Genomic DNA, 21,615 nt, shown 5'->3' with positions numbered 1-21,615 from the left:
CGGTTTATTTGTGCGAAGCGGCGGAACCGGGCGCTCAAAGCCTGGTCACGATATGATCGGCGAGCACGGCCGCATCGTCGCCGACGCCTGACAGGAACGAGGACTTCATCCGCGAAAGCCATTGCAGGCCGAGGAAATAGAGACCCGGCACCTCCGAAATGCCGTGGCGATGTCGCGGCTCGCCCCTGGCGTCCAGCACCGGGATGTCGATCCAGCCGAGATCGAGGCCATAGCCGGTGGCCCAGATCACGGCGCCGATGCCCTCGGCGCGCAGGTCGAGCGTGCGCAGCGCCGCGGTAAGGCTGGGCGGATCGGGCAGGCGGGCGCGCGCCGCGGCATCATCGGGGCAAGCGAGGCCGCGCGTCCCGATGAAGTCGTCCACCATCCCGAGAAACGTCGCGTAGAAGGCATCGCCATTGGAAACGCTCGTGACCAGATCGGGCGCGATCTCGATCACGCCGTCGCGCGCCGCCGTGGCGCGGCCGAGCAGGGTGACGCCTTCGGCGGCGAAGCGGCGGAAATCGATCGTGTTGCCGCCATAGGCACCCGATATGACCGGCAGCAGGCGTGACGGGCCGCGCTGCTCGACCGGCGTCTGGTCGATGCCCATCTCGGCCAGCCACCAGAACAGGTCGCGCCCGCGATAGCGGCGCGGCAGGCGGTTGTGACGCCCGACCGACAGGAACACCCGCCGGCCGGCGCGCAGCAGTTCCTCGGCGATCTGCGCGCCCGAGGCGCCCGCGCCGATCACCAGTACCGCGCCGCCGGGCAGTTGCGCCGGGTTCTTGTAGCCGCTGGCATGGACCTGGAAGAGGTTCTCGTGATCGCGCAGCAGCTCCGGCCGTAGTGGCCGCTGGTAGGGACCGGTGGCGACGACGACGTTTCTCGCGGCGATGCGCCCGTCGCCGGTTTCGGCGACGAAGCCTGCACCCTGATCGCGGCGCAGCTTCCTGACCTCGACGCCGCAGCGGATCGGCGGCGCAACGAAGGCGGCGTAGCCCTCGATGAATTCGATGATGTCGGAGGTCGGCGAGAAGCCGTCGGGTTCGCTGTGGGAAAAGGGAAATTCCGGCAGCCGCACCGACCAGTTCGGAAACTGGAACATCAGCCCGTCCCAGCGTTCGCTGCGCCAGCGCTCGGCGATGCGCCGCCGCTCCAGCACCAGATGCGTGATGCCGCGCTGCTTCAGCCGGTGGCTCATGGTGAGGCCGGCCTGGCCGCCTCCGATCACCAATGTATCGATGGTCTCATCCGGCACTGCGCGCTCCCTTTCGTCGAACCGTGGGCTCGGCCGCGGCGCGGATGATCCAGCGGCGGAACGCGGCAAAGTCGCGCTGCTCGGCATGGAAGCCGCGATAGACCAGGTACCAGCGCATGCCCTTCGGCACGCTGAGCGCAAACGGCGCCACCAGCCGGCCGGCGGCGAGATCGTCGTCGATATAGGGCCGGATGCCCATCGCGATGCCGAGCCCGTCGACGGCGGCCTGCAGCGCCTGGCCGTAGAACTGGAATTCCGGCCCGCGCGCGCTTTGTCGCGGGACGCCGGCGGCCTTCAGCCAGGACGGCCAGTCGTCGGGCGAATGCGCGACGCGGATCAGGCTCGGGCCCTTGAGGTCGGCGGGACGCTTCAATCCGCCGGCGAGCCGCGCCGTGCACACCGGCAGCAGGTCGGCGGCGAACAGCGGCTCGGCGACGAGGCCCGGCCATTCGCCGTCGCCGAGCTGGATGCCGCAGCTCCAGTCGTCGCCGAACGGCGCCTGCATGCCGCCGGTCGTGATCCGCACCTCGATGTCGGGCTCCTGTCTGCGGAAATCGGCGAGGTGCGGGATCATCCACTTCATCGCGAATGTCGGCCCGACGCCGACCGTGAGCACGCGCGAGCTGGCTGAGGCGGTGACCTGCGCAGTCAGGCTCGCCAGCGCATCGAAGATCGGGGTCAGCCCGCCTTGATAGGCACGGCCGGCCTGGGTCGTCACCAGCCGGTTTGCCTTGCGCTCGAACAGCGGCACTCCGAGCCGCTCTTCCAGCAGGTGCACCATCCGGCTGATCGCGGCGGCCGAGACGTTCAGCTCGTTCCCCGCGGCGGCAAAGCTGCCGGTGCGCGCCGCGGCCTCGAACGCCTTGATGCCGTTGAGAAAGAGCAACCGCCGCATTCACCACCCTCAGGAAACCTGATGCATGGGCAAGATAACTCAGTTTGTGTGGGCCGTCCAAGCGGGCGAGAATCGGGCCGGCGGGGACAAGGCGTCGTCGGACGCGGGAATATTGGTGCCGCCACAGGATCATGCTCTGGACGTTGAAGGAGACATTCGATGGCAGAGACGACCGACGCCCTGGTGCTGGATCTCGTGGAGTGGGTCGCGCGCGAGCCGCGGCCCTACGCCGAGGTGATCGAGGTCTGGCGCACCTCGTGCCCGCGGCTGACGATCTGGGAGGACGCCGTCGACCGCGGATATGTCGCGCGCCGGCCCTCGGTCGAGGGCATGCGGGTGACGGTGACGGATAGCGGCCAGAGCTTTTTGCGCGCGCATGGTCGCATGCATTAGTGCCCCGGCTGCGCCAGCCGCGGCTTGATGATCTCCACCATGCGCTCGGCGGAGGTGCCGGGCGGGAAGAAGCCGAGATAATTGCCGTCGCGGTCCATCAGATAGATGTAGGCGGTGTGGTCCACGGTGTAGTCGCCGGCATCCTTCAGCGGCACCCTTGCATAGTAGACCTTGTAGGCGTCGGCGACCTTCCGGATCGCCTCCGCGCTGCCGGTGAGCCCGATCAGGCGCGGGTGGAACAGCGGCACGTAGTCGGCGAGATGCGCGGCAGTGTCTCGTTCGGGATCGACCGTGATGAAGATCGGCTGCACCTCCTCGCCGTCATGGCCGAGCTTGTCGATCGCCTGTCCGATCGCCTGCAAATCGGTCGGGCAGACGTCGGGGCAAAAGGTGAAGCCGAAATAGACCAGCATCAGTCTGCCGCGAAAATCCTTGTCGGTTCTGGCCTGGCCGGCCTGGTCGGTGAGCGCGAACGGGCCGCCGACCGGCTCCCTGTTCCACATCAGGATGTCCATGATCTCGGCGGCCGAGCGCGTCGACTGCGCCGGCGCGTCGGCGGCGAGCGCACACGCCAGCGTCAGCCACAGGCCGGCGCCGGCGCCGGCGATGGTGCGGAAAATCATATGCCGAAGGAGAGACGGCTGCCGGTGGTCGTGACCAGCACCTTGTCGCCCATCTGCGCGGTCGCCTCCTGCACGAAGTTGAGCCCGGAGCAGTGCATCGGGACCACCACGTCGGGCTCGAGCTTCTTGATCTCGGCGACCACCTCGGTGAGGTAGTCCTTCGGCGCCGGCCCGAGATGGAAGCCGCCGACGATGGCGTGCACCTTCTGGATGCCCGAGACCTCCTGCGCCTGCTTGACCGAATTGACGATGCCGACATGGCCGCAGGACGAGATCACCACCAGGCCCATGTCCCTGACGTTGAAGCAGGTCGCGTGCTCGTGGATATGCTCGTCGGGCACGATCTTGCCGTCCAGCTCGGCCGGCAGATAGTGGCTGGTGTTGCAGCCGAGCCCGTCCTTGATGCCGAATTCGACCCAGGTCTGCGGCAGCACGCGCTCGATGCTGCGGCGGGCGATCTTGCCGGTGGTGAAGGCGTGTCCGGCGATCACGGTCGGCGTCTCGCACAGCACGGTGGTGACGCGTTGCGCGGCGAGCTGGCGGCGGTCCAGCGTGCCGAAATCGGCGAACTGGCCCTTGGTCGGCGTCGGGCTGACGCGATGGCAGAAATTGTCCTCGCCGCCGGCGTAGAGCCTGACGTCGGCAGGCAGCTTGTCGCGGAACTTGTCGAGGAAGCCGTTGAGGCCGCCGAAATGATCGTAGTGCCCGTGGCTGACGATCAGCGCGTCGATCTTCGCCGGATCGACGCCGATCAGCGCCATGTTGTTGAGCAGGACATCGGGGGTGTAGCCATAATCGAGCATCAGCGTGCGCTGCGCGCCACTGGCCTCAGACTCCAGCCACAGCGACAGACCCCATTCATTGTGCAGCGACCTCTGGTAGTCGGCGCTGCGTGGCGGCGCTGCGATCGAGACGCCGCCCGCCTGTTTCGGCTTGAAGAACAGGTCGAAGCTGGAATCGACGAGGACGCGGATCGACAGTTTGTCGACGGTCGGCACCTCGATCGGGGCTGCGCTCGCGATCTCGACGCAGGAGAACGCACCGGCCGCTGCTGCACCGGCGAGTGCCGCCGACCCCTTCAGAAAATCACGTCGCGCCAGATTCCGTGTCATGGCAATCACTCTCCCTGAAATTCATTCGATGCAGTCCGCAATGGGGCAGCCTAGGAGCAATCGGGTTCCAGCTCAATCGCCTGCGCCGTTTGCACATCACGTTCGCGCGGGGCGCATTGCGCGCACATTGACTCGGGCCGGGCTTTGCGCCCAAATCCATGCAATCGCATCCTTTTCCCGATGCGCGATGTTCTCATCCAGCGCAGGATCGCCGCCATGATCGACCTCCATTACTGGTCCACGCCGAACGGTCACAAGATCACGATGTTCCTCGAGGAGACCGGGCTCGAATACAGGGTCTTCCCGGTCCAGATCGGCAAGGGCGACCAGTTCAAGCCGGAATTCCTGCAGATCGCGCCGAACAACCGCATTCCGGCGATCGTGGATCACGCGCCGAGGGGCGGCGGCGAGCCGATCTCGATTTTCGAGTCGGGTGCGATCCTGCTGTATCTCGCCGAGAAGACCGGAAAATTCCTGCCAGTCGATCTTTACGGCCGCTATGACGTGATCCAGTGGACGTTCTGGCAGATGGGCGGGCTCGGGCCGATGGCCGGCCAGAACCACCACTTCCGCAACTACGCAGTCGAGAAGCTGCCTTATGCGATCGACCGCTATGTCAACGAGACCAACCGCCTCTACGGCGTGCTCAACAAGCGCCTCGCCGACCGCGAGTTCATCGCCGGCGACTATTCGATTGCGGACATGGCGAGCTATCCATGGGTGGTGCCCTACAAGAACCAGGGCCAGGAGATCGACGACTTCCCGCATCTGAAGCGCTGGCTCGAGACCATCGCCGCGCGTCCCGCCACGGTGCGCGCCTATGCCAAGGCGAAGGAGGTCAACCCCAATTTCGGCCAGCCCGCGATCCGGACCGAGGAAGAGCGCAAGCTGCTGTTCGGGCAGACCGCGGCGGTGGTGCGATAGGTTTCGACTCTATCCCCGTCATTGCGAGGAGTTCGTGACGCGCCGCTGCTTCCACGCCGTGAGCCCCTCGGCGAGGTCGCGGCCTGGCACCAGCGCGGCGAATTGCTCGCTCTCGACCAGCAGTCCCTCGGCAATCGGCATGTTGAGCCCGCGCGTCACCGCGGTGATGACGCCGCCGACCGCGCCAGGGGAGTGCCCGATGATCCGGCCAGCCAGCTCGCGCGCAGCGGTCAGCAGCTGATCGTGCGGCACGATGCTGTTGACGAGCCCGATCTCGCGGGCATGCTGTGGCGAGAACGGTTCGCCGGTCAACAGCAGCTCGAGCCCGCGCTTGCGGCCGGCGAGGCGAGGCAGCCGCTGCGTGCCGCCGAAGGTCGGCGGCATGCCGAGCTTGATCTCGGGCTTGGCGAACAGCGCACGGTCGCTGGCAATAGCGAGATGCACGGCCTCCGCGATCTCGCAGCCGCCGCCGAACGCGATGCCGTTGATTGCGGCGACGACGGGCTTCCTGAACGCCTCGAGCCGCGCCGTCATCGCCTGTCCGCGCCGGACGAAATCGCGCACGGCGATCGCGGGTCCATGCCGCACGCTGCCGGAGAATTCATGGATGTCGGCGCCGGCCGAAAAGGCGCGCGTCCCCGCGCCGGTCAGGATCACGGCGCGCACGGCGTCGTCGCCCTCGATCCGGTCGAGCGCAGCCATCAGCCGGTCGATCAGGTCGTAGCTGAGCGCGTTCAGCCGCTGCGGGCGGTTCAGCGTCACCAGCGCAATGGCCCCGTCGATTTCGAGCAGGATGGGGTCGGTCATGATGTGATCTCCGGTATTCGTGCGTCGGAGCTCAAGGTAGACGCCGCGGCGATTTGTGTATATTCACTGGTTAGTATACATACGCATCATGCCAAGACCCTCCGAACCTACCCGCGAACGCATCATCAAGGCGGCCAGTGCCCTGTTCTACAGCGAAGGCATCAGGCGCGTCAGCGTCGACGAGGTAGCCGCCAAGGCCGGCCTCACCAAGCGCACGCTGTACTATCACTTCCGGAGCAAGGACGACCTCGTCGCCGCCTACCTCGCCGCGCGCGACCAGCCCAATCTGGTGCTGTTCCGGACATGGTTCGCCGACGCCGAAGGCGGTGTGCCGGCCAAGGTGGAGGCGATCTTCCGCAACCTCGCGCGCTCGGCGCGACATCCAAAGTGGAAGGGCTGCGGCTTCCTGCGCACCTCGGCCGAGCTCGCCAACATGCCCGGACATCCGGCAATCAGGATCGGTGCCGCGCACAAGAAGAAGTTCGAGGACTGGATGCGTGCGACGTTCGCCGCGGAGGGAATCAGTGACCCGCTGCAACTGGCGCGGCAGGTCCTGTTGCTGCTGGACGGCTCATTCGCCGTCGTGCTGCTGCACCGCGATGCCAGCTACATGGAGACGGCAGGCGAGGCGGTGCGTGCGCTGATCGAGATGGCGCTGGCGAAGCGACGGAGCAGGAAGCGTCAGCTGCCCGGTTGACAGCCGCGCGGCATACCGGCATCGTCCCCTCGCTGCATGTAGGGCGCATCGGCCTTCGGCCGAAGGGGCAATGCCCACCTACGCGACGTCAACCGTAGCCGCGCCCATGCCTCATCTCGAAAACCTTCGCAAGCAGGCCAAGCTTATCCTGCGCAGGCACCGCGACCGCTATTATCCGGTCGCGGCCCAGATCAGGTCGGGCTTGCCCCGTTTCAGCCGGATGACCGACTCCGAAATCCTCGCCCAGGCATTCAAGCTGGGTGATGCGCAGGAGCTGGTCGCCCGGCAGCATGGGTTCGAGAGCTGGCACGCACTCAGAGCAGGACTCTCCACCATGCCCGATCATGCAGCCGCCCAATCGACCAGGCCGGTCATCACCGCCGCCGAGCCGCAGCTCTTCGTCGCCGACATCAAGTCGGCCTGCGACTTCTTTGCCGACAGGCTCGGCTTTTCCACCGCCTTCACCTATGGCGAGCCACCGTTTTACGCGCAGGTCATGCGCGACGGCGCGCGCCTCAATCTGCGATGCGTGTCGCAGCCGCCGATCGACGGAGCCTTGCGCGATCGGGAACAGTTGCTTGCCGCCTCCCTGACAGTCGCGACCGCGGAGGAGATCAAGGCGCTGTTCCTCGAATATCAGGCGGCTGGCGCGACCTTCTTCCAGACGTTGAGGCGGCAACCATGGGGCGCGAAGGACTTCATCGTTAAGGATGCAGACGGCAATTTGTTGCTGTTTGCGGGGCCTGCGGAATAACTGCTGTCGCTTCAGCGAAAAATTGCATCGCAATTTTGTCGTGAGCTCCTCGCGAGGGCGGTCAAGACGATTGTCGGGCGAACACGCCCCGCTCCCGCAGCAACGCCAGCACCGCATTCAGATCCGGCAGCACCGCCGCGCATCTGGTGCGCGTTTCCGCGGTCGGTTGCGCCATGTCCGGAACCATCAGCGTGATGGCGCCGGCGGCGTGCGCAGCGGCGACGCCGTGGTTGGAATCTTCCACGGCGACGCAGGCCTGCGGGATCACGCCGAGGCGGGCGGCCGCCGTCAGATAGAGCTCCGGGTCCGGCTTGCCGTGCGTGACGTCGTCGAGCGTCAGCAGCGTGTCGAAGCGATCGCGGATGCCGGCGAGTGCAAGGTGTCGTTCCGCCGTGCGGCGGGATGACGAGGTCACGATCGCCATCGGGCAGTTGGTGGCGGCAAGGCCGTCGAGCAGTTCGATCGTGCCTGATTTCAGCGGCAGTGTGGCCTCGAACATCCGATCGCGGTTGAGGATGAAGGCACGGTTGACCTCGGCGAGCGGAAACGCAGACCCGTAGCGATCGAGCAGCATCGCTTCGCAGACCGGTCCGGGAAGGCCGACCATGGAACGGCAGAGCGACACGACGTCGTCGTTGTAGCCGCACCCGTTCAGCGCCGCGACGAGGCTGTCGAAATACACTTTCTCGGTGTCGAGCAGTGTGCCGTCCATGTCGAGCAGGACGGCGCTTACGGTCCAACGTTTGCTCACGCGGCGCTCGCGCCGGCGTGTTGTTCCGCGGCCGCCATTCGCAGGCAGCTCGGGCACAGGCATTCGCCGCCATCTGACGGCATCGGCAGGCGAAAGCTTTCCTCTGAACACCAGCACGCCCCGGCGGGGTTGCACGAAAACGCGGTGCCACAGCCCGCGCAGATCAATCGGCTCGTGGAGTTTTTTTCGGAAACGTCGTTCATCAGGTGTACGTGATTCTAACCGCGATTTAATGCGCGAATTAATCCCGGGTTCATCCCGGGCAGCGCTATGATGCCCGGGTGATCATATCGCCGGGATCGGCCGAAGGGAATTCCCAAGGACAGTTCGATGGCCCGTGATTCGCAAGCTGCGCTGACAGCCCTCAATCGCTTCGGATTTGGCGCCCGCGGCGGCGCCGCCGGGGACTTCATGAATGCGGCCTCCGATCCGCGCGGCTTCGTCAAGGCCGGGCTTTCGCGACCGAACGGTGCGCTGCTCGAGGTTCCCGGGCTGCTCTCGACACCCGAACTCGCCAGGCAGGTGTTCGACTATCAGTTCGAGATCCAGCAGGCTCGCGAGGCCGCCAGGGTCGCACAGTCCACCGCGAGCGAGTCGCCGCCGCAAGCCCCGGACGGAAAGCAGCCGCCGCAGCGGCGCAACCTGTCGCTGCCCTCGGTCGCCAAGGAGATCGCGGCGAAGGATCCGACGATGCAGGCGCAGACCGCCGACAACGCCAATGCGGCGATGACGCCGGGTGCGATGCAGCCGTCGGTCAATCCGCAGAAGCCGCCGGTTGAGCCGCCCAACATCATCCAGAAGACGTTCCGCGCCGAGGCGCTGGCGCGACTGCAGCGCAGCGTGGTCGCCGATTGCGGCTTCGTCGAGCGCCTGGTCGTGTTCTGGTCGAACCACTTCTGCATCTCCGCCAACAAGGGCGCGCTGGCGCGGATGTGGGCCGGCTCGTTCGAGCGCGAGGCGATCCGCCCGCATGTGCTCGGCCGCTTCGGCGACATGCTGAAGGCGGTCGAGCAGCATCCGGCGATGCTGTTCTTCCTCGACAATCAGCAATCGCTCGGTCCGGATTCGCGCGCCGGCATCAACCGTCACCGCGGGCTGAACGAGAACCTGGCGCGCGAGATCATGGAGCTGCATACGCTCGGCGTCGGCGGCGGCTACACCCAGGACGACGTGACGTCGCTGGCGCGCATCATCACCGGGTGGACCTTTGCCGGCCGGCAGGGCAGGCTCGGCACGCCCGGCAGCTTCGTGTTCAACGCCAATGCGCATGAGCCCGGGACGCATCTGGTGCTGGGCAAGACCTACCTGCCCAATGGCCTCGCGCAGGGCGAGGCGGTGCTGTCAGATATCGCGCGGCATCCGTCGACCGCGAAATTCATCGCCACCAAGTTCACGCGCCACTTCGTCGCCGATGATCCGCCGCCGGCGCTGGTGGCCAGGCTGCAGGATGTCTTCACGAAGAGCGGCGGCGACCTCGCGGTTCTCGCCACCGCGCTGGTCGATTCGAACGAAGCATGGCAGGCGCCGCCGACCAAGATGCGCTCGCCCTACGAATTCCTGGTGGCCTCGGGTCGCCTGCTGGCACGCAATCCGGAGGATCCGGGCCGCTATCTCAACGGCCTCAACGTGCTCGGCCAGCCGCTATGGTCGCCGGCAGGCCCCAACGGCTTTCCCGACACGAGTGCCGCATGGGCCTCGCCCGAGGGTCTCAAGCTGCGGCTCGACATCTCCGCGCAGGTGGCCTCGCAACTGGCCGATCGGTTCGATCCGCGCGAACTGCTCGAGCTGGTCGCCGCGGATGCCGCTTCGCCCGAGACGCGGCGCACCATCGAGCGGGCGGAATCGCGCCAGCAGGCGCTGGCGCTGCTGTTGATGTCGCCGGAATTCCAGAGGAGATGACGATGGACTGCTCCGAGAACCTGGTGATGCAGGCGACGTCGCGCCGCGCGCTTCTGCTCGGCGGCGCGTCATTCGCGGCCTGGGCCTATTTACCGAAACTCGCGCGCGCCGCCGACGGAAGCGATCCGCGGCTTGTGGTCGTGATCCTGCGCGGCGCGCTCGATGGCCTCGCCACCGTGGCTCCGATCGGCGACCCTGATTATGCCGGCCTGCACGGCGCGATCGCGCTGCGCGCCGACGGACCGAATGCCGCCATGATGCTCGATCCGTTCTTCGGCCTGCATCCGGCGATGCCGGAATTCGCGCGGATGTATCGCGCCAAGCAGGCCGCGGTGGTCCATGCGGTTGCGACCTCCTATCGCGACCGATCGCATTTCGACGGCCAGGACGTGCTCGAGAGCGGCTTTCCCGGGCCGGGCCGGGTGCAGTCCGGCTGGCTCAACCGTGCGCTGGAGGCACTGCCCAGGGGAGATCGCATCGCGGGCGAGCGGGCGATGAGCGCGCTTGCGGTCGGTCCGACCACGCCGCTGGTGCTGCGTGGCGCGGCGCCGACAGTCGGCTGGTCGCCGGTCGCGCTGCCGCAGGCCGCCGACGACACCGCGATGCGGCTGGTCGATCTCTATCAGCACCGCGATCCCGCGCTGGCGAGCGCATTGACGCAAGGCTTGCAACTCGAGAAGCAGGCGCAGGGCGACGACATGAAGCCGAAGCCAGGTGCAGGTGGCGCGGCCGCGATGCGGCTGGTGGCGCGCGGCGCCGCCAAGTTGATGGCGGCCGACGACGGCCCGCGGATCGGCGCGCTCGCCTTCGACGGCTGGGACACCCACGCCAATGAGGGCGGCCCGGTCGGCCGTCTCGCGCAACTGCTCGGCGGTCTCGACGGCGCGCTGGCGGAATTCGAAAGCGGCCTGGGTGATCGCTGGCGCCACACCGTTATCGTGGTCGCCACCGAATTCGGCCGCACCGCGCGCATCAACGGCACCGAGGGAACCGACCACGGCACCGGCACCGTCGCGCTGCTCGCCGGTGGCGCGGTGAAGGGCGGCCGCATGATCACGGACTGGCCGGGCCTCAAGACGGCCAATCTCTACCAGGCCCGCGACCTCGCCCCGACCACCGATCTGCGCGCGGTGATGAAAGGCGTGTTGCACGACCAGTTCGGCGTCGGCGAGCGCGCGCTGGCGGATACGGTGTTTCCGGACAGCACCCCGGTGAAGCCGATGAAGGGGTTGGTGGCTTGACTTTCCCTAACCTCTCCCCGCCCTTTGCGGGGAGAGGTCGGAAGCGACGCGCAGCGTTGCTTCCGGGTGAAGGGCAAGACGATGCGTGGCGGCAATCCGAAGACGATCCGAATTGCGCGACGGCTGCGCGTCGATCAGACGGACGCGGAAAACGTCCAATGGAATCGTATTCGCAACCGCCAGATCGACGGCCACAAATTCGCCCGTCAGGTCCCGATCGGGACTTGCATCTGTGATTTCGTCTGCCGCGAGATGCAGGTCGTTGTCGAGGTCGATGGCAGACAGCACGCCGAGTCGGCTGCGGACGCCGACCGCGATCGCTATCTGGTCAGCGAGGGGTATCGCGTGCTTCGCTTCTGGAACAACGACGTGCTCGGCAATATCGACGGGGTGTTGATCGCAATTCAGACTGAACTGAGCAGTCTCCCCTAACCTCGCCCCGCTTGCGGGGAGAGGTCGGATCGCATCGTCGATGCGATCCGGGTGAGGGGGTACAGGCCTCACTGTGTTGAGAACTCGTGGAAGCGGCCCCTCACCCCGACCCTCTCCCCGTGAAGAACGGGGGGAGGGAGCGAGAAAGCGCTGCTGGCCCGACGATATCTGTCGATCTTCCCTAACCTCGCCCCGCTTGCCGGGAGAGGTCGGATCGCATCGTCGGATGCGATCCGGGTGAGGGGGTACAGGTCTCACTGCGTTCAGAACTCGTGGAGGCAGCCCCTCACCCCACAAGAGCGGGGAGAGGGGGCGGATAGAGTGACGCAAAAAAAAGCGGTCCCGGTCAGACGCGGCGACTGACGGGGACCGCTCGGGGGCGAAGATCTGAGACGGGGGGCCTGATCTTGCGCGAGGCGAAGCCTAGCCGGGGTTTGTAACGCGGCGGTGACACCTGCGTAATTCACGACCGGCTCAGAACATCTTGCGGTAGATGACGAAGCCCGGCTTCTCCGCGACCTTGTCATAGAGCTGCATCGCGGTGTGGTTGGTCTCGTGGGTCTGCCAGTAGACCCGCGACGCTCCTGCAAGCTTCGCCTGCGCATAGACGCCGTTGATCAGCGCGCGGCCGACGCCCTTGCCGCGCGCGGCTTCATTGGTGAAAAGATCCTGCAAATAGCAGTTCGGCTCGATCATCGTGGTCGAGCGGTGATACAGATAGTGCGTCAGGCCGAGAAGCCGGCCGCCCTGATCGGCGACCAGCGCGTGGACAGGCTCATAGGCATCGAAGAAGCGCTGCCACGTCACCGCGGTGATCTCGGGCGCGAGCGCGGTCGGCCCCGAGCGCCCGTAGAACGCATTGTAGCCGTCCCACAAGGGAAGCCACTGCGCGTAATCCTGCCGGGTGACGAAGCGGATGGTGATGTCGTCGGGCATGAGGGATCCCCGTGCGGAAGATGTTTGCGACGTTCTATCGTCGCGGTCGCACGGGATCAATTGCCGGGGATGCCAGTCACTCGGCCGCGCGCAGATGCCGCGCCGGGCTGTGCTCGCCACCGCTGCCGCGCAGCGAGCGATAATAGTCGGCCTTGTCGGGATCGTCGGTTGCGCGCACGAGGTCCGTAACCGGCGTGTAGCTCAGCATCCGGCCGCCGTCAGGCAGCGCGGTGCAGCTGAAGCGCAGCACCTCGCCGTCGGCGAGGTTGAGGTTGATCGGCGTGGAATCGCCCGCGCGCATCCGCTCGGTGCGCTCGGCGATGAAGGCGCCGAGTTCGTCCTCGGGCAACTCCCACGCGCCGGTGTCGCGGCCGTGATACATCAGCGCGATGAAAGGCGGCTTTGCGTCGGCCTGCGCGTCGGAAAGCGCGAAATATTCGCGGAAGGCGCGGTTGATGAATTCGGCGCGGGTATCGGAATCGAGCAGCACGATGCCGATGTCGACCTGGTCGAGCGCTGCGGCGAGCCGCGTCGCGGTCGTGTGCTGCTCCTGCTCGGAGGCAAAGGCCTCGATCCATTTTTGCCGCAGCAGCCCGGTGATGACGGCAGTGCCGGCGGCGGTTGCGGCAAGCATCAGCATCCGCGAAATGTCCGAGACGTCGTAACCGGGCAGCGCGCGGTGATCGAGGAAGAACAGCGCCGAGGCGACCACCGCGATGGCGGCGCTGATCAGCCCGGAAGTGATGCCGCTCGTCGAGCTCGCGAGCGCCACGATGCAGACGAACAGCGGTGCCGGATTGGGCACGGTGATGACATAACGGTCGATGAGGAAGGCACTCACGGCGGTGATGGCCGTCAGTGCCGGACCTGAAATTGCACGCCAGTCGAAACGCATGCCCGTTCCCGTTGCTTGCCGAACAAACAATAGGGCCTCAGTCTGACGACAGGCCTGCAACACCGGCGGCATTTTCGTTCCCACCGTTAAGGCGGCCCTGCCGCGGCCGCGAGAGGTTTCATCGCATTCGAATCAAATGTTATGCACGGGCATGGAACCGAGTTCCGGTCGCGCGGGTTACCGCGTGCCCGCTTGCAAGAGGGACATCGATGCCCGCCATTTCGCCGTCGCTGCTGCCGGTCCTGATGTTGTTTGCCTCGAACGTCTTCATGACCTTCGCATGGTACGGCCATCTCAAGTTCAAGGCTCATCCGCTTCCCATCGTGATCATGGTGAGCTGGGGCATCGCCTTCTTCGAATACTGGCTGGCGGTGCCGGCCAATCGCTGGGGCAGCGCGGTCTATTCGGCGGCGCAGCTCAAGACCATGCAGGAGGTGATCACGCTGGTGGTGTTCGCGGCCTTCTCGGTGCTCTACCTGAAGGAGCCGCTGGGCTGGAATCACGCGCTGGGCTTTGCCTTCATCGCGGCCGGCGCGTTCTTCGTCTTCCACAAATGGTGACAGCCGCGCGCCCGCTCAGGAGAACTCCAGGAGAGAATTCCAAGGAGAGGCGGGCTTCCGTCGCTGCTCGATCATTTTCTGGGTGACGCCTACCTGGCGGCAGGCGTCATGATGCGCATCGGATGCGCGCGGTCCTCGCCCTGCGTGCCGGTCACGATCAGGAGCGATGCCGCAAGCAGGATCGCCACCGTCAACGTCACGGTCACAAGTCCGACGGGTGTCTTCATCATGTCGAGCCGCGCTGTCTCCACCGCGCCTGTCGCGCCAAGGTGCCAACCGGAAAATGCCGAGCTATGTCACGATCGTCGTCGCCATCGTGAGATCGGCCATGGTGACCTTGCTCGACAGCACCGTCAGCGTGACGACGAGACACAGCGTCAGTGCGCTAATCGCGAGCGAGGCTGCGATCGCATGTGTCAGCCGGGGCGATGCCACGGGGGCAGGGCGGCCCTGGAAGCCTGCCGTGCCGTACGACCGTTTCATGGTCCAAATCCCTCGAGCTGCGGGCGAATCACCCGCGACTTCGGCGAAATGTGCGAGACGTCGCCGGCAAGATTGCGGCGGCGATTGCCTCGAAAATGGCGAAACCGCGGCGGCGAACGAGCTTTTGCCCGCTATTTGAGCGGTTTTCCCGCTATCCCCGCTGTTCAGGCACCGGCGGCGACGCGCGTTGGCGCCTCGATCTCGGCTCCCGGCTGCCAGTCCATGGTCACGAACCCGGGGGTCTGTTCGACGCGCCGAAGCCAGTTGCGGATCGCAGGAAAGGTCGAGAGGTCGAAGTCGCAGCGTTCGGCGACATGGGTGTAGCCGTACAGGGCGATGTCGGCGACCGTGAACTGGTCGGCGGCGAAATAGGCGTGATTCTTGAGATGATTTTCCATCACCTGGAGTGCCGCGTAGCCGCGCTCCATCCAGTCTTCCAGCGCATGCGTCTGCAGGTCGCGCCCGCCCCTGACCAGCGACAGCCAGAAATAGGCGGCGCCGATGTTCGGCTCCAGCGCGTGCTGCTCGAAGAACATCCATTGCAGCGCCTCGGCGCGCTCGATCCGGGATTCCGGAGCCAGCGGCGTGCCGACCGCGACGAACCAGAGGATGGCGTTGGACTCGGCGAGGTAGCGGCCGTCGTCGACTTCGAGCAGCGGCACCTGGCCGCTCGGATTCTTGGCGAGGAATTCCGGCGTGCGGCTCTCGCCGCGCAGGATGTCGATCTCCACCGCTTCGTAGGGCGTCTTCAGCAAGGCCAGTGCCAGGCGAGCCTTGTAGCTGTTGCCGGAGCGCTGCATCGAATAGAGCTTGTACATTGCGTCGGGGTTCACTCGATCTGAAGACGGAACGCTGAAGACTGCGCGGCCTGTCACACCGCAATGCGCGTAGACAATGATGCCGATGCGGCAGCGTCGCAAGGCCTGAACGATAGAAAAAGTCGAAGCTTCTACCGCACTGCACGCGCGCAGAACGATTCCATCAACACGTCCTAACAATTCGGATCACGCCTGCGCGACTCACGTCGGGCATCCTGCGAGGTTAACTCGGGCAGAGTTGTGGTCGCAAATATTAGCGCGCTCAGGGCGTGGTGATTCGCGGACGTTTCTGATTGCAAATCCTCTCTCGTCTCCCTCTCCCCGTCCTTCACGGGGAGAGGGTTGGGGTGAGGGGCTGTCTCCGCGACCTCCGAACGTGGTGAGACCCGTACCTTCACCCGGATTGCATCTTCGATGCGATCCGACCTCTCCCCGCAAGCGGGGCGTAGGAAGAATCGATCACGACGTGGCCAACGCGCATGAGAATTGTCCTCGGAGCAATTTGCGCTGGAGCGCACGCCTGCAAGCCTCGTCCATGTGCCCGTGCGCGGCTTGCCGGATATGAGCGATTTGGCCGCGGAACTTGCGGAATGTTGCGCGCGTCACGAGCGATCGCGCGAAAGTTTCGGGCCTTGCCGCGAAGTTTCTTGCGATGCAGCGGCGACAGGCCTAGGGTGCGTCGATCCCATTCAAATCAAGTCGTGGCCACCGGCTCACGACGTTTGCCAGGAGATGATTATGGCCTTCCTGTCCGCTGCGCTCGACCGTGTGAAGCCGTCCGCGACGATCGCGGTCACGGACAAAGCACGCGCGCTGAAAGCCGCGGGCCGCAACGTCATCGGCCTCGGCGCCGGCGAGCCTGACTTCGACACGCCCGCCAACATCAAGCTGGCGGCGATCCGCGCGATCGAAGCCGGCAAGACCAAGTACACCGATGTCGGCGGCATTCCGGAGCTGAAGGAAGCCATCATCAGCAAATTCCAGCGTGAGAACGGCCTGACCTACAAGCCAAACCAGGTCATCGTCGGCACCGGTGGCAAGCAGGTGCTCTACAATGCCCTGATGGCAACCATCAATCCGGGAGACGAGGTGATCATCCCGGCGCCGTACTGGGTGAGCTATCCCGAGATGGTGGCGCTCGCCGGCGGCGAGCCGGTCGCAGTGGTGTGCCCGGCCTCGACCGGCTTCAAGCTGCGCCCGGAGGATCTGGAGAAGGCGATCACGCCGAAGACCAAGTGGGTCATCCTTTGCTCGCCGTCGAACCCGACCGGCTCGGCCTATACGAAGCGCGAGCTGAAGGCGCTCACCGACGTGCTGGTCAAGCATCCCCATGTCTGGGTGATGACCGACGACATGTACGAGCACCTGGTCTATGACGACTTCGTCTTCACCACCGCAGCACAGGTCGAGCCGGCGCTCTATGATCGCACGCTCACCGTGAACGGCGTGTCGAAGGCCTATTGCATGACCGGCTGGCGCATCGGCTATGCCGGCGGCCCGGCACAGCTGATCAAGGCGATGGCGACGATCCAGTCGCAGTCGACCTCAAACCCGTCGTCGATCGCGCAGTGGGCCTCGGTCGAGGCGCTCAACGGTCCGCAGGAGTTCATCCCCGCGAACAACAAGGTGTTCAAGGAACGCCGTGACCTCGTGGTGGCGATGCTCAACCAGGCGACCGGCATCGAGTGCCCGCGGCCCGAAGGCGCGTTCTACGTCTATCCGTCCTGTGCCGGCACGATCGGCAAGAAGGCGCCGTCGGGCAAGGTGCTCTCCAACGACGAGGACTTCGTCACCGAGCTGCTCGAGAGCGAGGGCGTTGCCGTGGTGCAGGGATCCGCGTTCGGGCTCGGACCGGCATTCCGCATCTCCTACGCCACCAAGACCTCCGACCTCGAGGAAGCGTGCAAGCGCATCCAGCGCTTCTGCGGCAACCTGCGCTAGGCACTGTCACACTGCGAAGAGGCTCCTGCACCGCGTGCGGGAGCCTTTTTCTTTTCGTATCTCTTCCTGTTCGTATTTCCTTTTCGTCGAGATCGCAGGCACCAGTAAAACCGGCATGTCAAATCACTTCGCGCTCACCTCTTCGCGATGTGCGCGCGTTCTGATGCCACACGCAGGAAGTTTTTACGGCCTCTTTGCGTGCTGCCTTGTTTTGGACACGACGCTTCCCTTCTGTCCGCCGCGCAAATTCAGTTCACCTGCGGAGACAGACCTATGCGACTTTCGACACTCACTCTTGCTGCGCTCGCGCTGCTGGCGCCCGTCGCCAGCGCCAACGCGATGCCCCCGGTCCAGGCCGGCGTCCTGGAATGCCAGGGCGGGCAGAATGTCGGCTTCGTCGTCGGCTCCGTCACCCAGCTTGAGTGCGTATTCCAGAGCGGTAACCGCCGGCCCGAGCCGTATCTTGCGACCGTGAAGCGTATCGGCCTCGACCTCGGCGTCACCGCGCAGACCCAGCTCGCCTGGGCGGTGAGCGCGCCGACCACGCAGGTTGCGCGCGGTTCTCTCGCCGGCAGCTACGGCGGCGTCGGCGTTAACGCCTCGGTCGGCCTTGGCGCCGGCGGCAACTTCCTGTTCGGCGGCCCGAACAATGCCTATGCGCTGCAGCCGATCAGCGTGCAGGGCCAGACCGGCCTCAACGTCGCGGCCGGCATCGCCGGGATCGACCTCGAACCGGTCCACGTCGGCGGTCCGCGCCGGCACTATCACCGCCACCATCACCATCATCACTGAGTGACAGGGTGTGAAGCTCAAAGGGGCCCGCAACAGCGGGCCCCTTTTTTGTGCCTGTATGTGGCAATGTCGCGCGGGCCACATCCCGTAACAATCGCAGCTTGTGCCGCCCAAATCTGGCACGGAGTACGATGTTATGGCATAGGAAGCCGGGTGCCCCCGGGCACCGCGCCCGTTTCGCTCTCTGCTCGCATCACGCCTTTCAGCCGGAGATTCCCTTCATGCGTCGCTTCATCCTCCTTGCCGGTGCTGCACTCGTCGCGCTGGCTGCCTCGATTTCCGGCAGCCAGGCGCAACAGCCGATGCAACGCGTTCAGGTCGGCGTGCTGGAATGCCGCGGCGGCGCAAGCATCGGCTTCATCGTCGGCTCCGTGACCAATCTCGGCTGCGTGCTGCGCATCGACGGCCAGCCGGAGGATCGCTACATCGCTACCATCCGCAAGGTCGGCATCGACCTCGGCATCACGCAGGAATCGGCATTGGCCTGGGGCGTGTGGGCGCCGGTGTCACGGCTCGGGCCGGGCGACCTGGCCGGTGACTATGCCGGCGCGCAGGGCAGCGCGACGCTGGGTGTCGGTGTCGGCGGCAATGTGCTGGTCGGCGGCTCCAACAACACGATCGCGCTGCAGCCGATGAGCGTGCAGGGCCAGGTCGGCATCAACGTCGCCGCCGGCCTCGAAGCCCTCGAACTGCGTCCGGGCCGCTGAGCCGGCATAGCCTTCGTCGACCGGCAGTTCGTCGGCGCATCGTCCGTCGCCGTCACTCGCGGGATTTGGATAGTCCCGCGAGCAGCGGCGCGTAGTACGCCCTGGTCGCGTCCGAACACGCGCGTCTCAAGCTGGGTCGACGATGCTTCCATCCGGACTGCGAATCCGAGGACCTCTTCGCCCGCATCCGTCAGTCGATAGCCCGTCGGCAGCTTCTCGAACTGTGCGCGCCAACCGTTCCTCCAATTGGGCACACGTCGCAATACGGTGGAGTGGTTCACCCCGAGGAACTCACCGCGGCGGCGCTCTTCCTCGCCTCGGACGAGAGCTCGTTCATGACGGGCTCCGACATGTCGTCGACGGTGGCGTCGGCAACGTCTGGCGGCGGCATCCCGATGAAATTCCTGCAGCGATGATATGGAGAACAGCATGACACCTGCTGATCGATCATGTTCGCCACCCGTGCCGAGGTTGCGCGACGCCGCACCGCAGCGACGTTTTCCCGCTTGCCAAACGGCTGACGCAGGCAGAGCATGAATGGTCGCCGACCCAATCATGGGCCGAGCTCCAAAACGAGGAGGCGGCAATGGGACAAGACGTCAGAAGTCCCCGAGGTCCACGGTGCATTGCACTGGTGGGCCCTTTCCAAAGCGGTAAAACCACACTTCTGGAAGCGATCATGGCGCGCACGGGCGCCATCAAGTCAGCCGGCAGCGTCGATGCCGGAACCTCCGTCGGCGATAGCAGCCCCGAGGCGCGCCAGCACAAGATGGGCGTCGGCCTCACCGCCGCCACCACCTCCTTCATGGGCGACAGCTACACTTTCATCGATTGTCCCGGTTCGATCGAATTCGCGCACGATATGCGTGCCGCGTTGCCGGCGGTCGACGCCGCGGTCGTGGTCTGCGAGGCCGATGAGAAGAAGCTGCCGCAGCTCCAGATCATCCTGCGCGAGCTCGAGGATCTCGGCATTCCCCGTTTCCTGTTCCTGAACAAGATCGATCGCGCCAACAAGCGCATCCGGGAGACGCTCGCGACCCTGCAGCCGGCCTCGCGCGTGCCGCTGGTGCTGCGCCAGATCCCGATCTGGAACGGCGATCTGATCGAAGGCTTCGTCGATCTCGCGCTGGAGCGCGCCTTCGTCTATCGCGAGCACAAGCCGTCGGAGGTCATCTCGCTCGTGGGCGGCGATCTCGACCGCGAGAAGGAAGCGCGCTTCTCGATGCTGGAGAAGCTTGCCGACCATGACGACGCGCTGATGGAGCAGCTGCTCGAAGACATCCAGCCGCCGCGCGATGCTGTGTTCGACGATCTCGCCCGTGAGCTGCGCGAAGGGCTGATCTGCCCGGTGCTGCTCGGCGCCGCATGCCGCGAGAACGGCGTGCTCAGGCTGATGAAGGCGCTGCGCCACGAGGCGCCCGGCGTCGCGGAGACCGCCCGGCGGCTCGGCGTGGCGGACCAGAAGGACGCACTGGCCTATGTGTTCAAGACCATGCATCTGCAGCACGGCGGCAAGCTGTCGCTGGCACGCGTGCTGGCCGGCCGTCTCGACGACGGCGCGACGCTGCAGTCGTCGTCCGGCGAGAGCGGGCGGGTCTCCGGCATCCTGTCGGTCTCGGGCGGGCATGACAGCAAGCGGCCGTCGGCGGAGGCCGGCGACGCCGTCGCGCTCGGCAAGCTCGATGCGGTCAAGACCGGCGAGACGCTCTCGAGCGGCAAGACCGCACCTGGCTCGCTGGTGAAGGTCGAGCCGACCTCGCCGGTGTTGTCGATCTCGATTGCGGCCACCGACCGCAAGGACGACGTCAAGCTCGGCCAGGCGCTGCTCAGGCTGAACGAGGAGGATCCCTCGCTGACGATGATCCAGAATCCGCGCACCCACGACACAGTGCTGTGGGGGCAGGGCGAGATGCATCTTCGCGTCGCGCAGGAGCGGCTGAAGGATCGCTTCGGCGTCAACGTCAAGGCGCACCCGCCCGCGATCGGCTACCAGGAGACCATCCGCAAGTCGATCACGCAGCGCGGCCGGCACAAGAAGCAGTCCGGCGGCCACGGCCAGTTCGGCGACGTCGTGCTCGACATCAAGCCGAAGCCGCGCGGGACCGGCTTCGAATTCCACGAGAAGGTGGTCGGCGGTGCAGTGCCGCGCAACTATATCGGCGCGGTCGAGGAGGGCGTCGTCGACGCTCTCGCGCGCGGGCCACTCGGCTTCCCCGTCATAGACGTCGACGTCACGCTGACGGACGGCTCCTATCACAGCGTCGATTCCTCCGACCTCGCCTTCCGCACCGCGGCGCGGATCGGGGTCAGCGAGGGATTGCCGCAATGCCAGCCGGTGCTGCTGGAGCCGATTCATCTGGTCGAGATCGTCTGCCCGACGGAGGCGACCGCCAAGATCAACGCGATCCTGTCGGCGCGCCGCGGCCAGATCCTCGGCTTCGACACCCGCGAGGGCTGGAGCGGCTGGGACTGCGTCCGTGCCACGATGCCGGAGGCCGAAATCGGCGACCTGATCGTGGAACTGCGTTCGGCCACCGCCGGCGCCGGCAGTTTCACCCGCCAGTTCGACCGCATGGCCGAAGTGACCGGCCGCGCCGCCGACCAGATCATCGCCGCGCATCGCGACGCGGCGTGATTTTGGCATCGTCATTCCGGGTCCGATGCTGTCGCATCGTCCCGGAATGACTGCATTGGCGA

General features: G+C 65.9%; 25 protein-coding genes and 1 pseudogene. 13 read left to right on the top strand and 13 right to left on the bottom strand.

Features of this window, described 5'->3' with window-relative positions; all coding sequences use genetic code 11:
• Window positions 1-34: 34 nt before the first annotated feature.
• Together JQ586_RS23545 and JQ586_RS23540 are read right to left on the bottom strand one after the other, a co-directional pair.
• Window positions 35-1,258 carry an NAD(P)-binding domain-containing protein gene (locus JQ586_RS23545; protein WP_212396996.1) on the bottom strand — a complete coding sequence of 408 codons (1,224 nt, stop codon included), beginning with the start codon at window positions 1,256-1,258 and terminating at the stop codon, window positions 35-37.
• Complete coding sequence (locus tag JQ586_RS23540; protein WP_212396995.1) at window positions 1,248-2,153, bottom strand: LysR substrate-binding domain-containing protein; 906 nt, start codon at window positions 2,151-2,153, stop codon at window positions 1,248-1,250. The genes JQ586_RS23545 and JQ586_RS23540 overlap by 11 nt, the downstream gene beginning before the upstream one ends.
• A 159-nt stretch (window positions 2,154-2,312) precedes the next feature.
• On the opposite strand from JQ586_RS23540, the gene JQ586_RS23535 reads away from it, so the two are divergent.
• Entirely contained in the window at window positions 2,313-2,546 is a 234-nt protein-coding gene (locus JQ586_RS23535; RefSeq protein WP_212396994.1) for a hypothetical protein, read from the top strand.
• On the opposite strand, the gene JQ586_RS23530 is transcribed toward JQ586_RS23535, so the two are convergent.
• From JQ586_RS23530 to JQ586_RS23520, 3 genes are read right to left on the bottom strand one after another with little or no spacing between them, the layout of a single operon-like run.
• Entirely contained in the window at window positions 2,543-3,169 is a 627-nt protein-coding gene (locus JQ586_RS23530) for an SCO family protein (protein ID WP_212396993.1), read from the bottom strand. The two genes, JQ586_RS23535 and JQ586_RS23530, sit on opposite strands and share 4 nt — an antisense overlap.
• A complete protein-coding gene (locus JQ586_RS23525) occupies window positions 3,166-4,281 on the bottom strand; it encodes an MBL fold metallo-hydrolase (RefSeq protein ID WP_212396992.1) in 1,116 nt (371 codons plus the stop codon). The genes JQ586_RS23530 and JQ586_RS23525 overlap by 4 nt, the downstream gene beginning before the upstream one ends.
• Window positions 4,282-4,331: 50 nt before the next feature.
• The gene (locus tag JQ586_RS23520) at window positions 4,332-4,499 is read right to left on the bottom strand and encodes a hypothetical protein (protein ID WP_212396991.1); all 168 of its coding nucleotides are present in this window, start codon (window positions 4,497-4,499) and stop codon (window positions 4,332-4,334) included.
• On the opposite strand from JQ586_RS23520, the gene JQ586_RS23515 reads away from it, so the two are divergent.
• Window positions 4,498-5,205, top strand: coding sequence for a glutathione binding-like protein (locus JQ586_RS23515; RefSeq protein ID WP_212396990.1), 708 nt, complete (start codon window positions 4,498-4,500; stop codon window positions 5,203-5,205). The two genes, JQ586_RS23520 and JQ586_RS23515, sit on opposite strands and share 2 nt — an antisense overlap.
• An 18-nt stretch (window positions 5,206-5,223) precedes the next feature.
• Here JQ586_RS23515 and JQ586_RS23510 read toward each other — a convergent pair whose 3' ends face one another.
• Entirely contained in the window at window positions 5,224-6,012 is a 789-nt protein-coding gene (locus JQ586_RS23510) for a crotonase/enoyl-CoA hydratase family protein (protein ID WP_212396989.1), read from the bottom strand.
• An 88-nt stretch (window positions 6,013-6,100) separates the two neighbouring features.
• Between JQ586_RS23510 and JQ586_RS23505 the strand changes: the two genes are divergently transcribed.
• Entirely contained in the window at window positions 6,101-6,709 is a 609-nt protein-coding gene (locus JQ586_RS23505; RefSeq protein WP_212396988.1) for a TetR/AcrR family transcriptional regulator, read from the top strand.
• A 106-nt stretch (window positions 6,710-6,815) separates the two neighbouring features.
• A complete protein-coding gene (locus JQ586_RS23500) occupies window positions 6,816-7,463 on the top strand; it encodes a VOC family protein (protein ID WP_212396987.1) in 648 nt (215 codons plus the stop codon).
• Window positions 7,464-7,524: 61 nt separating this feature from the next.
• On the opposite strand, the gene JQ586_RS23495 is transcribed toward JQ586_RS23500, so the two are convergent.
• A complete protein-coding gene (locus tag JQ586_RS23495; RefSeq protein ID WP_312017004.1) occupies window positions 7,525-8,214 on the bottom strand; it encodes an HAD family phosphatase in 690 nt (229 codons plus the stop codon).
• Window positions 8,215-8,544: 330 nt separating this feature from the next.
• Here JQ586_RS23495 and JQ586_RS23490 point away from each other — a divergent pair, with 330 nt between their 5' ends.
• The 3 genes from JQ586_RS23490 (at window position 8,545) to JQ586_RS23480 (ending at window position 11,786) form a co-directional block, all read left to right on the top strand.
• Window positions 8,545-10,113: a DUF1800 domain-containing protein gene (locus tag JQ586_RS23490; protein WP_212396985.1), complete on the top strand. Its 1,569-nt coding sequence runs from the start codon at window positions 8,545-8,547 to the stop codon at window positions 10,111-10,113.
• Complete coding sequence (locus JQ586_RS23485; protein ID WP_212396984.1) at window positions 10,110-11,354, top strand: DUF1501 domain-containing protein; 1,245 nt, start codon at window positions 10,110-10,112, stop codon at window positions 11,352-11,354. Before JQ586_RS23490 ends, JQ586_RS23485 begins: the two co-directional genes overlap by 4 nt.
• Before the next feature lie 81 nt (window positions 11,355-11,435).
• Window positions 11,436-11,786, top strand: coding sequence for an endonuclease domain-containing protein (locus JQ586_RS23480; protein ID WP_212397012.1), 351 nt, complete (start codon window positions 11,436-11,438; stop codon window positions 11,784-11,786).
• 474 nt (window positions 11,787-12,260) lie between these two features.
• On the opposite strand, the gene JQ586_RS23475 is transcribed toward JQ586_RS23480, so the two are convergent.
• The gene (locus JQ586_RS23475) at window positions 12,261-12,722 is read right to left on the bottom strand and encodes a GNAT family N-acetyltransferase (protein WP_212396983.1); all 462 of its coding nucleotides are present in this window, start codon (window positions 12,720-12,722) and stop codon (window positions 12,261-12,263) included.
• A 76-nt stretch (window positions 12,723-12,798) separates the two neighbouring features.
• Window positions 12,799-13,617 carry a PAS-domain containing protein gene (locus JQ586_RS23470; RefSeq protein WP_212396982.1) on the bottom strand — a complete coding sequence of 273 codons (819 nt, stop codon included), beginning with the start codon at window positions 13,615-13,617 and terminating at the stop codon, window positions 12,799-12,801.
• 209 nt (window positions 13,618-13,826) lie between these two features.
• On the opposite strand from JQ586_RS23470, the gene JQ586_RS23465 reads away from it, so the two are divergent.
• Window positions 13,827-14,177: a DMT family protein gene (locus JQ586_RS23465; protein WP_212396981.1), complete on the top strand. Its 351-nt coding sequence runs from the start codon at window positions 13,827-13,829 to the stop codon at window positions 14,175-14,177.
• Between the two features lie 89 nt (window positions 14,178-14,266).
• On the opposite strand, the gene JQ586_RS23460 is transcribed toward JQ586_RS23465, so the two are convergent.
• The 3 genes from JQ586_RS23460 to JQ586_RS23450 all read right to left on the bottom strand — a co-directional run bounded on the left by JQ586_RS23460 (window position 14,267) and on the right by JQ586_RS23450 (window position 15,478).
• Window positions 14,267-14,407 carry a hypothetical protein gene (locus JQ586_RS23460; protein WP_212396980.1) on the bottom strand — a complete coding sequence of 47 codons (141 nt, stop codon included), beginning with the start codon at window positions 14,405-14,407 and terminating at the stop codon, window positions 14,267-14,269.
• A gap of 61 nt (window positions 14,408-14,468) precedes the next feature.
• Entirely contained in the window at window positions 14,469-14,660 is a 192-nt protein-coding gene (locus JQ586_RS23455; protein ID WP_212396979.1) for a hypothetical protein, read from the bottom strand.
• A 164-nt stretch (window positions 14,661-14,824) separates the two neighbouring features.
• Entirely contained in the window at window positions 14,825-15,478 is a 654-nt protein-coding gene (locus tag JQ586_RS23450; protein WP_212397011.1) for a glutathione S-transferase family protein, read from the bottom strand.
• Window positions 15,479-16,216: 738 nt separating this feature from the next.
• Between JQ586_RS23450 and JQ586_RS23445 the strand changes: the two genes are divergently transcribed.
• The 3 genes from JQ586_RS23445 to JQ586_RS23435 all read left to right on the top strand — a co-directional run bounded on the left by JQ586_RS23445 (window position 16,217) and on the right by JQ586_RS23435 (window position 18,918).
• Complete coding sequence (locus JQ586_RS23445) at window positions 16,217-17,419, top strand: pyridoxal phosphate-dependent aminotransferase (protein WP_212396978.1); 1,203 nt, start codon at window positions 16,217-16,219, stop codon at window positions 17,417-17,419.
• Between the two features lie 273 nt (window positions 17,420-17,692).
• Complete coding sequence (locus JQ586_RS23440; RefSeq protein ID WP_212396977.1) at window positions 17,693-18,211, top strand: DUF992 domain-containing protein; 519 nt, start codon at window positions 17,693-17,695, stop codon at window positions 18,209-18,211.
• 221 nt (window positions 18,212-18,432) lie between these two features.
• The gene (locus tag JQ586_RS23435) at window positions 18,433-18,918 is read left to right on the top strand and encodes a DUF992 domain-containing protein (RefSeq protein WP_212396976.1); all 486 of its coding nucleotides are present in this window, start codon (window positions 18,433-18,435) and stop codon (window positions 18,916-18,918) included.
• Between the two features lie 50 nt (window positions 18,919-18,968).
• On the opposite strand, the pseudogene JQ586_RS40605 reads toward JQ586_RS23435, so the two are convergent.
• Window positions 18,969-19,259 (bottom strand): annotated as a pseudogene (locus tag JQ586_RS40605) (LysR family transcriptional regulator); the annotation flags it as partial.
• Here JQ586_RS40605 and JQ586_RS23430 point away from each other — a divergent pair.
• A complete protein-coding gene (locus JQ586_RS23430; RefSeq protein WP_212396975.1) occupies window positions 19,191-19,334 on the top strand; it encodes a hypothetical protein in 144 nt (47 codons plus the stop codon). The pseudogene JQ586_RS40605 and the gene JQ586_RS23430 sit on opposite strands and share 69 nt — an antisense overlap.
• Before the next feature lie 170 nt (window positions 19,335-19,504).
• Window positions 19,505-21,553 carry an elongation factor G gene (locus JQ586_RS23425; RefSeq protein WP_212396974.1) on the top strand — a complete coding sequence of 683 codons (2,049 nt, stop codon included), beginning with the start codon at window positions 19,505-19,507 and terminating at the stop codon, window positions 21,551-21,553.
• Window positions 21,554-21,615: the final 62 nt, after the last annotated feature.

Source organism: Bradyrhizobium jicamae (assembly GCF_018130215.1).
Classification (GTDB): domain Bacteria; phylum Pseudomonadota; class Alphaproteobacteria; order Rhizobiales; family Xanthobacteraceae; genus Bradyrhizobium; species Bradyrhizobium jicamae_A.
The sequence above is the reverse complement of the archived record's forward strand: the minus strand, read 5'-3'. Positions and strand labels throughout refer to the sequence as shown.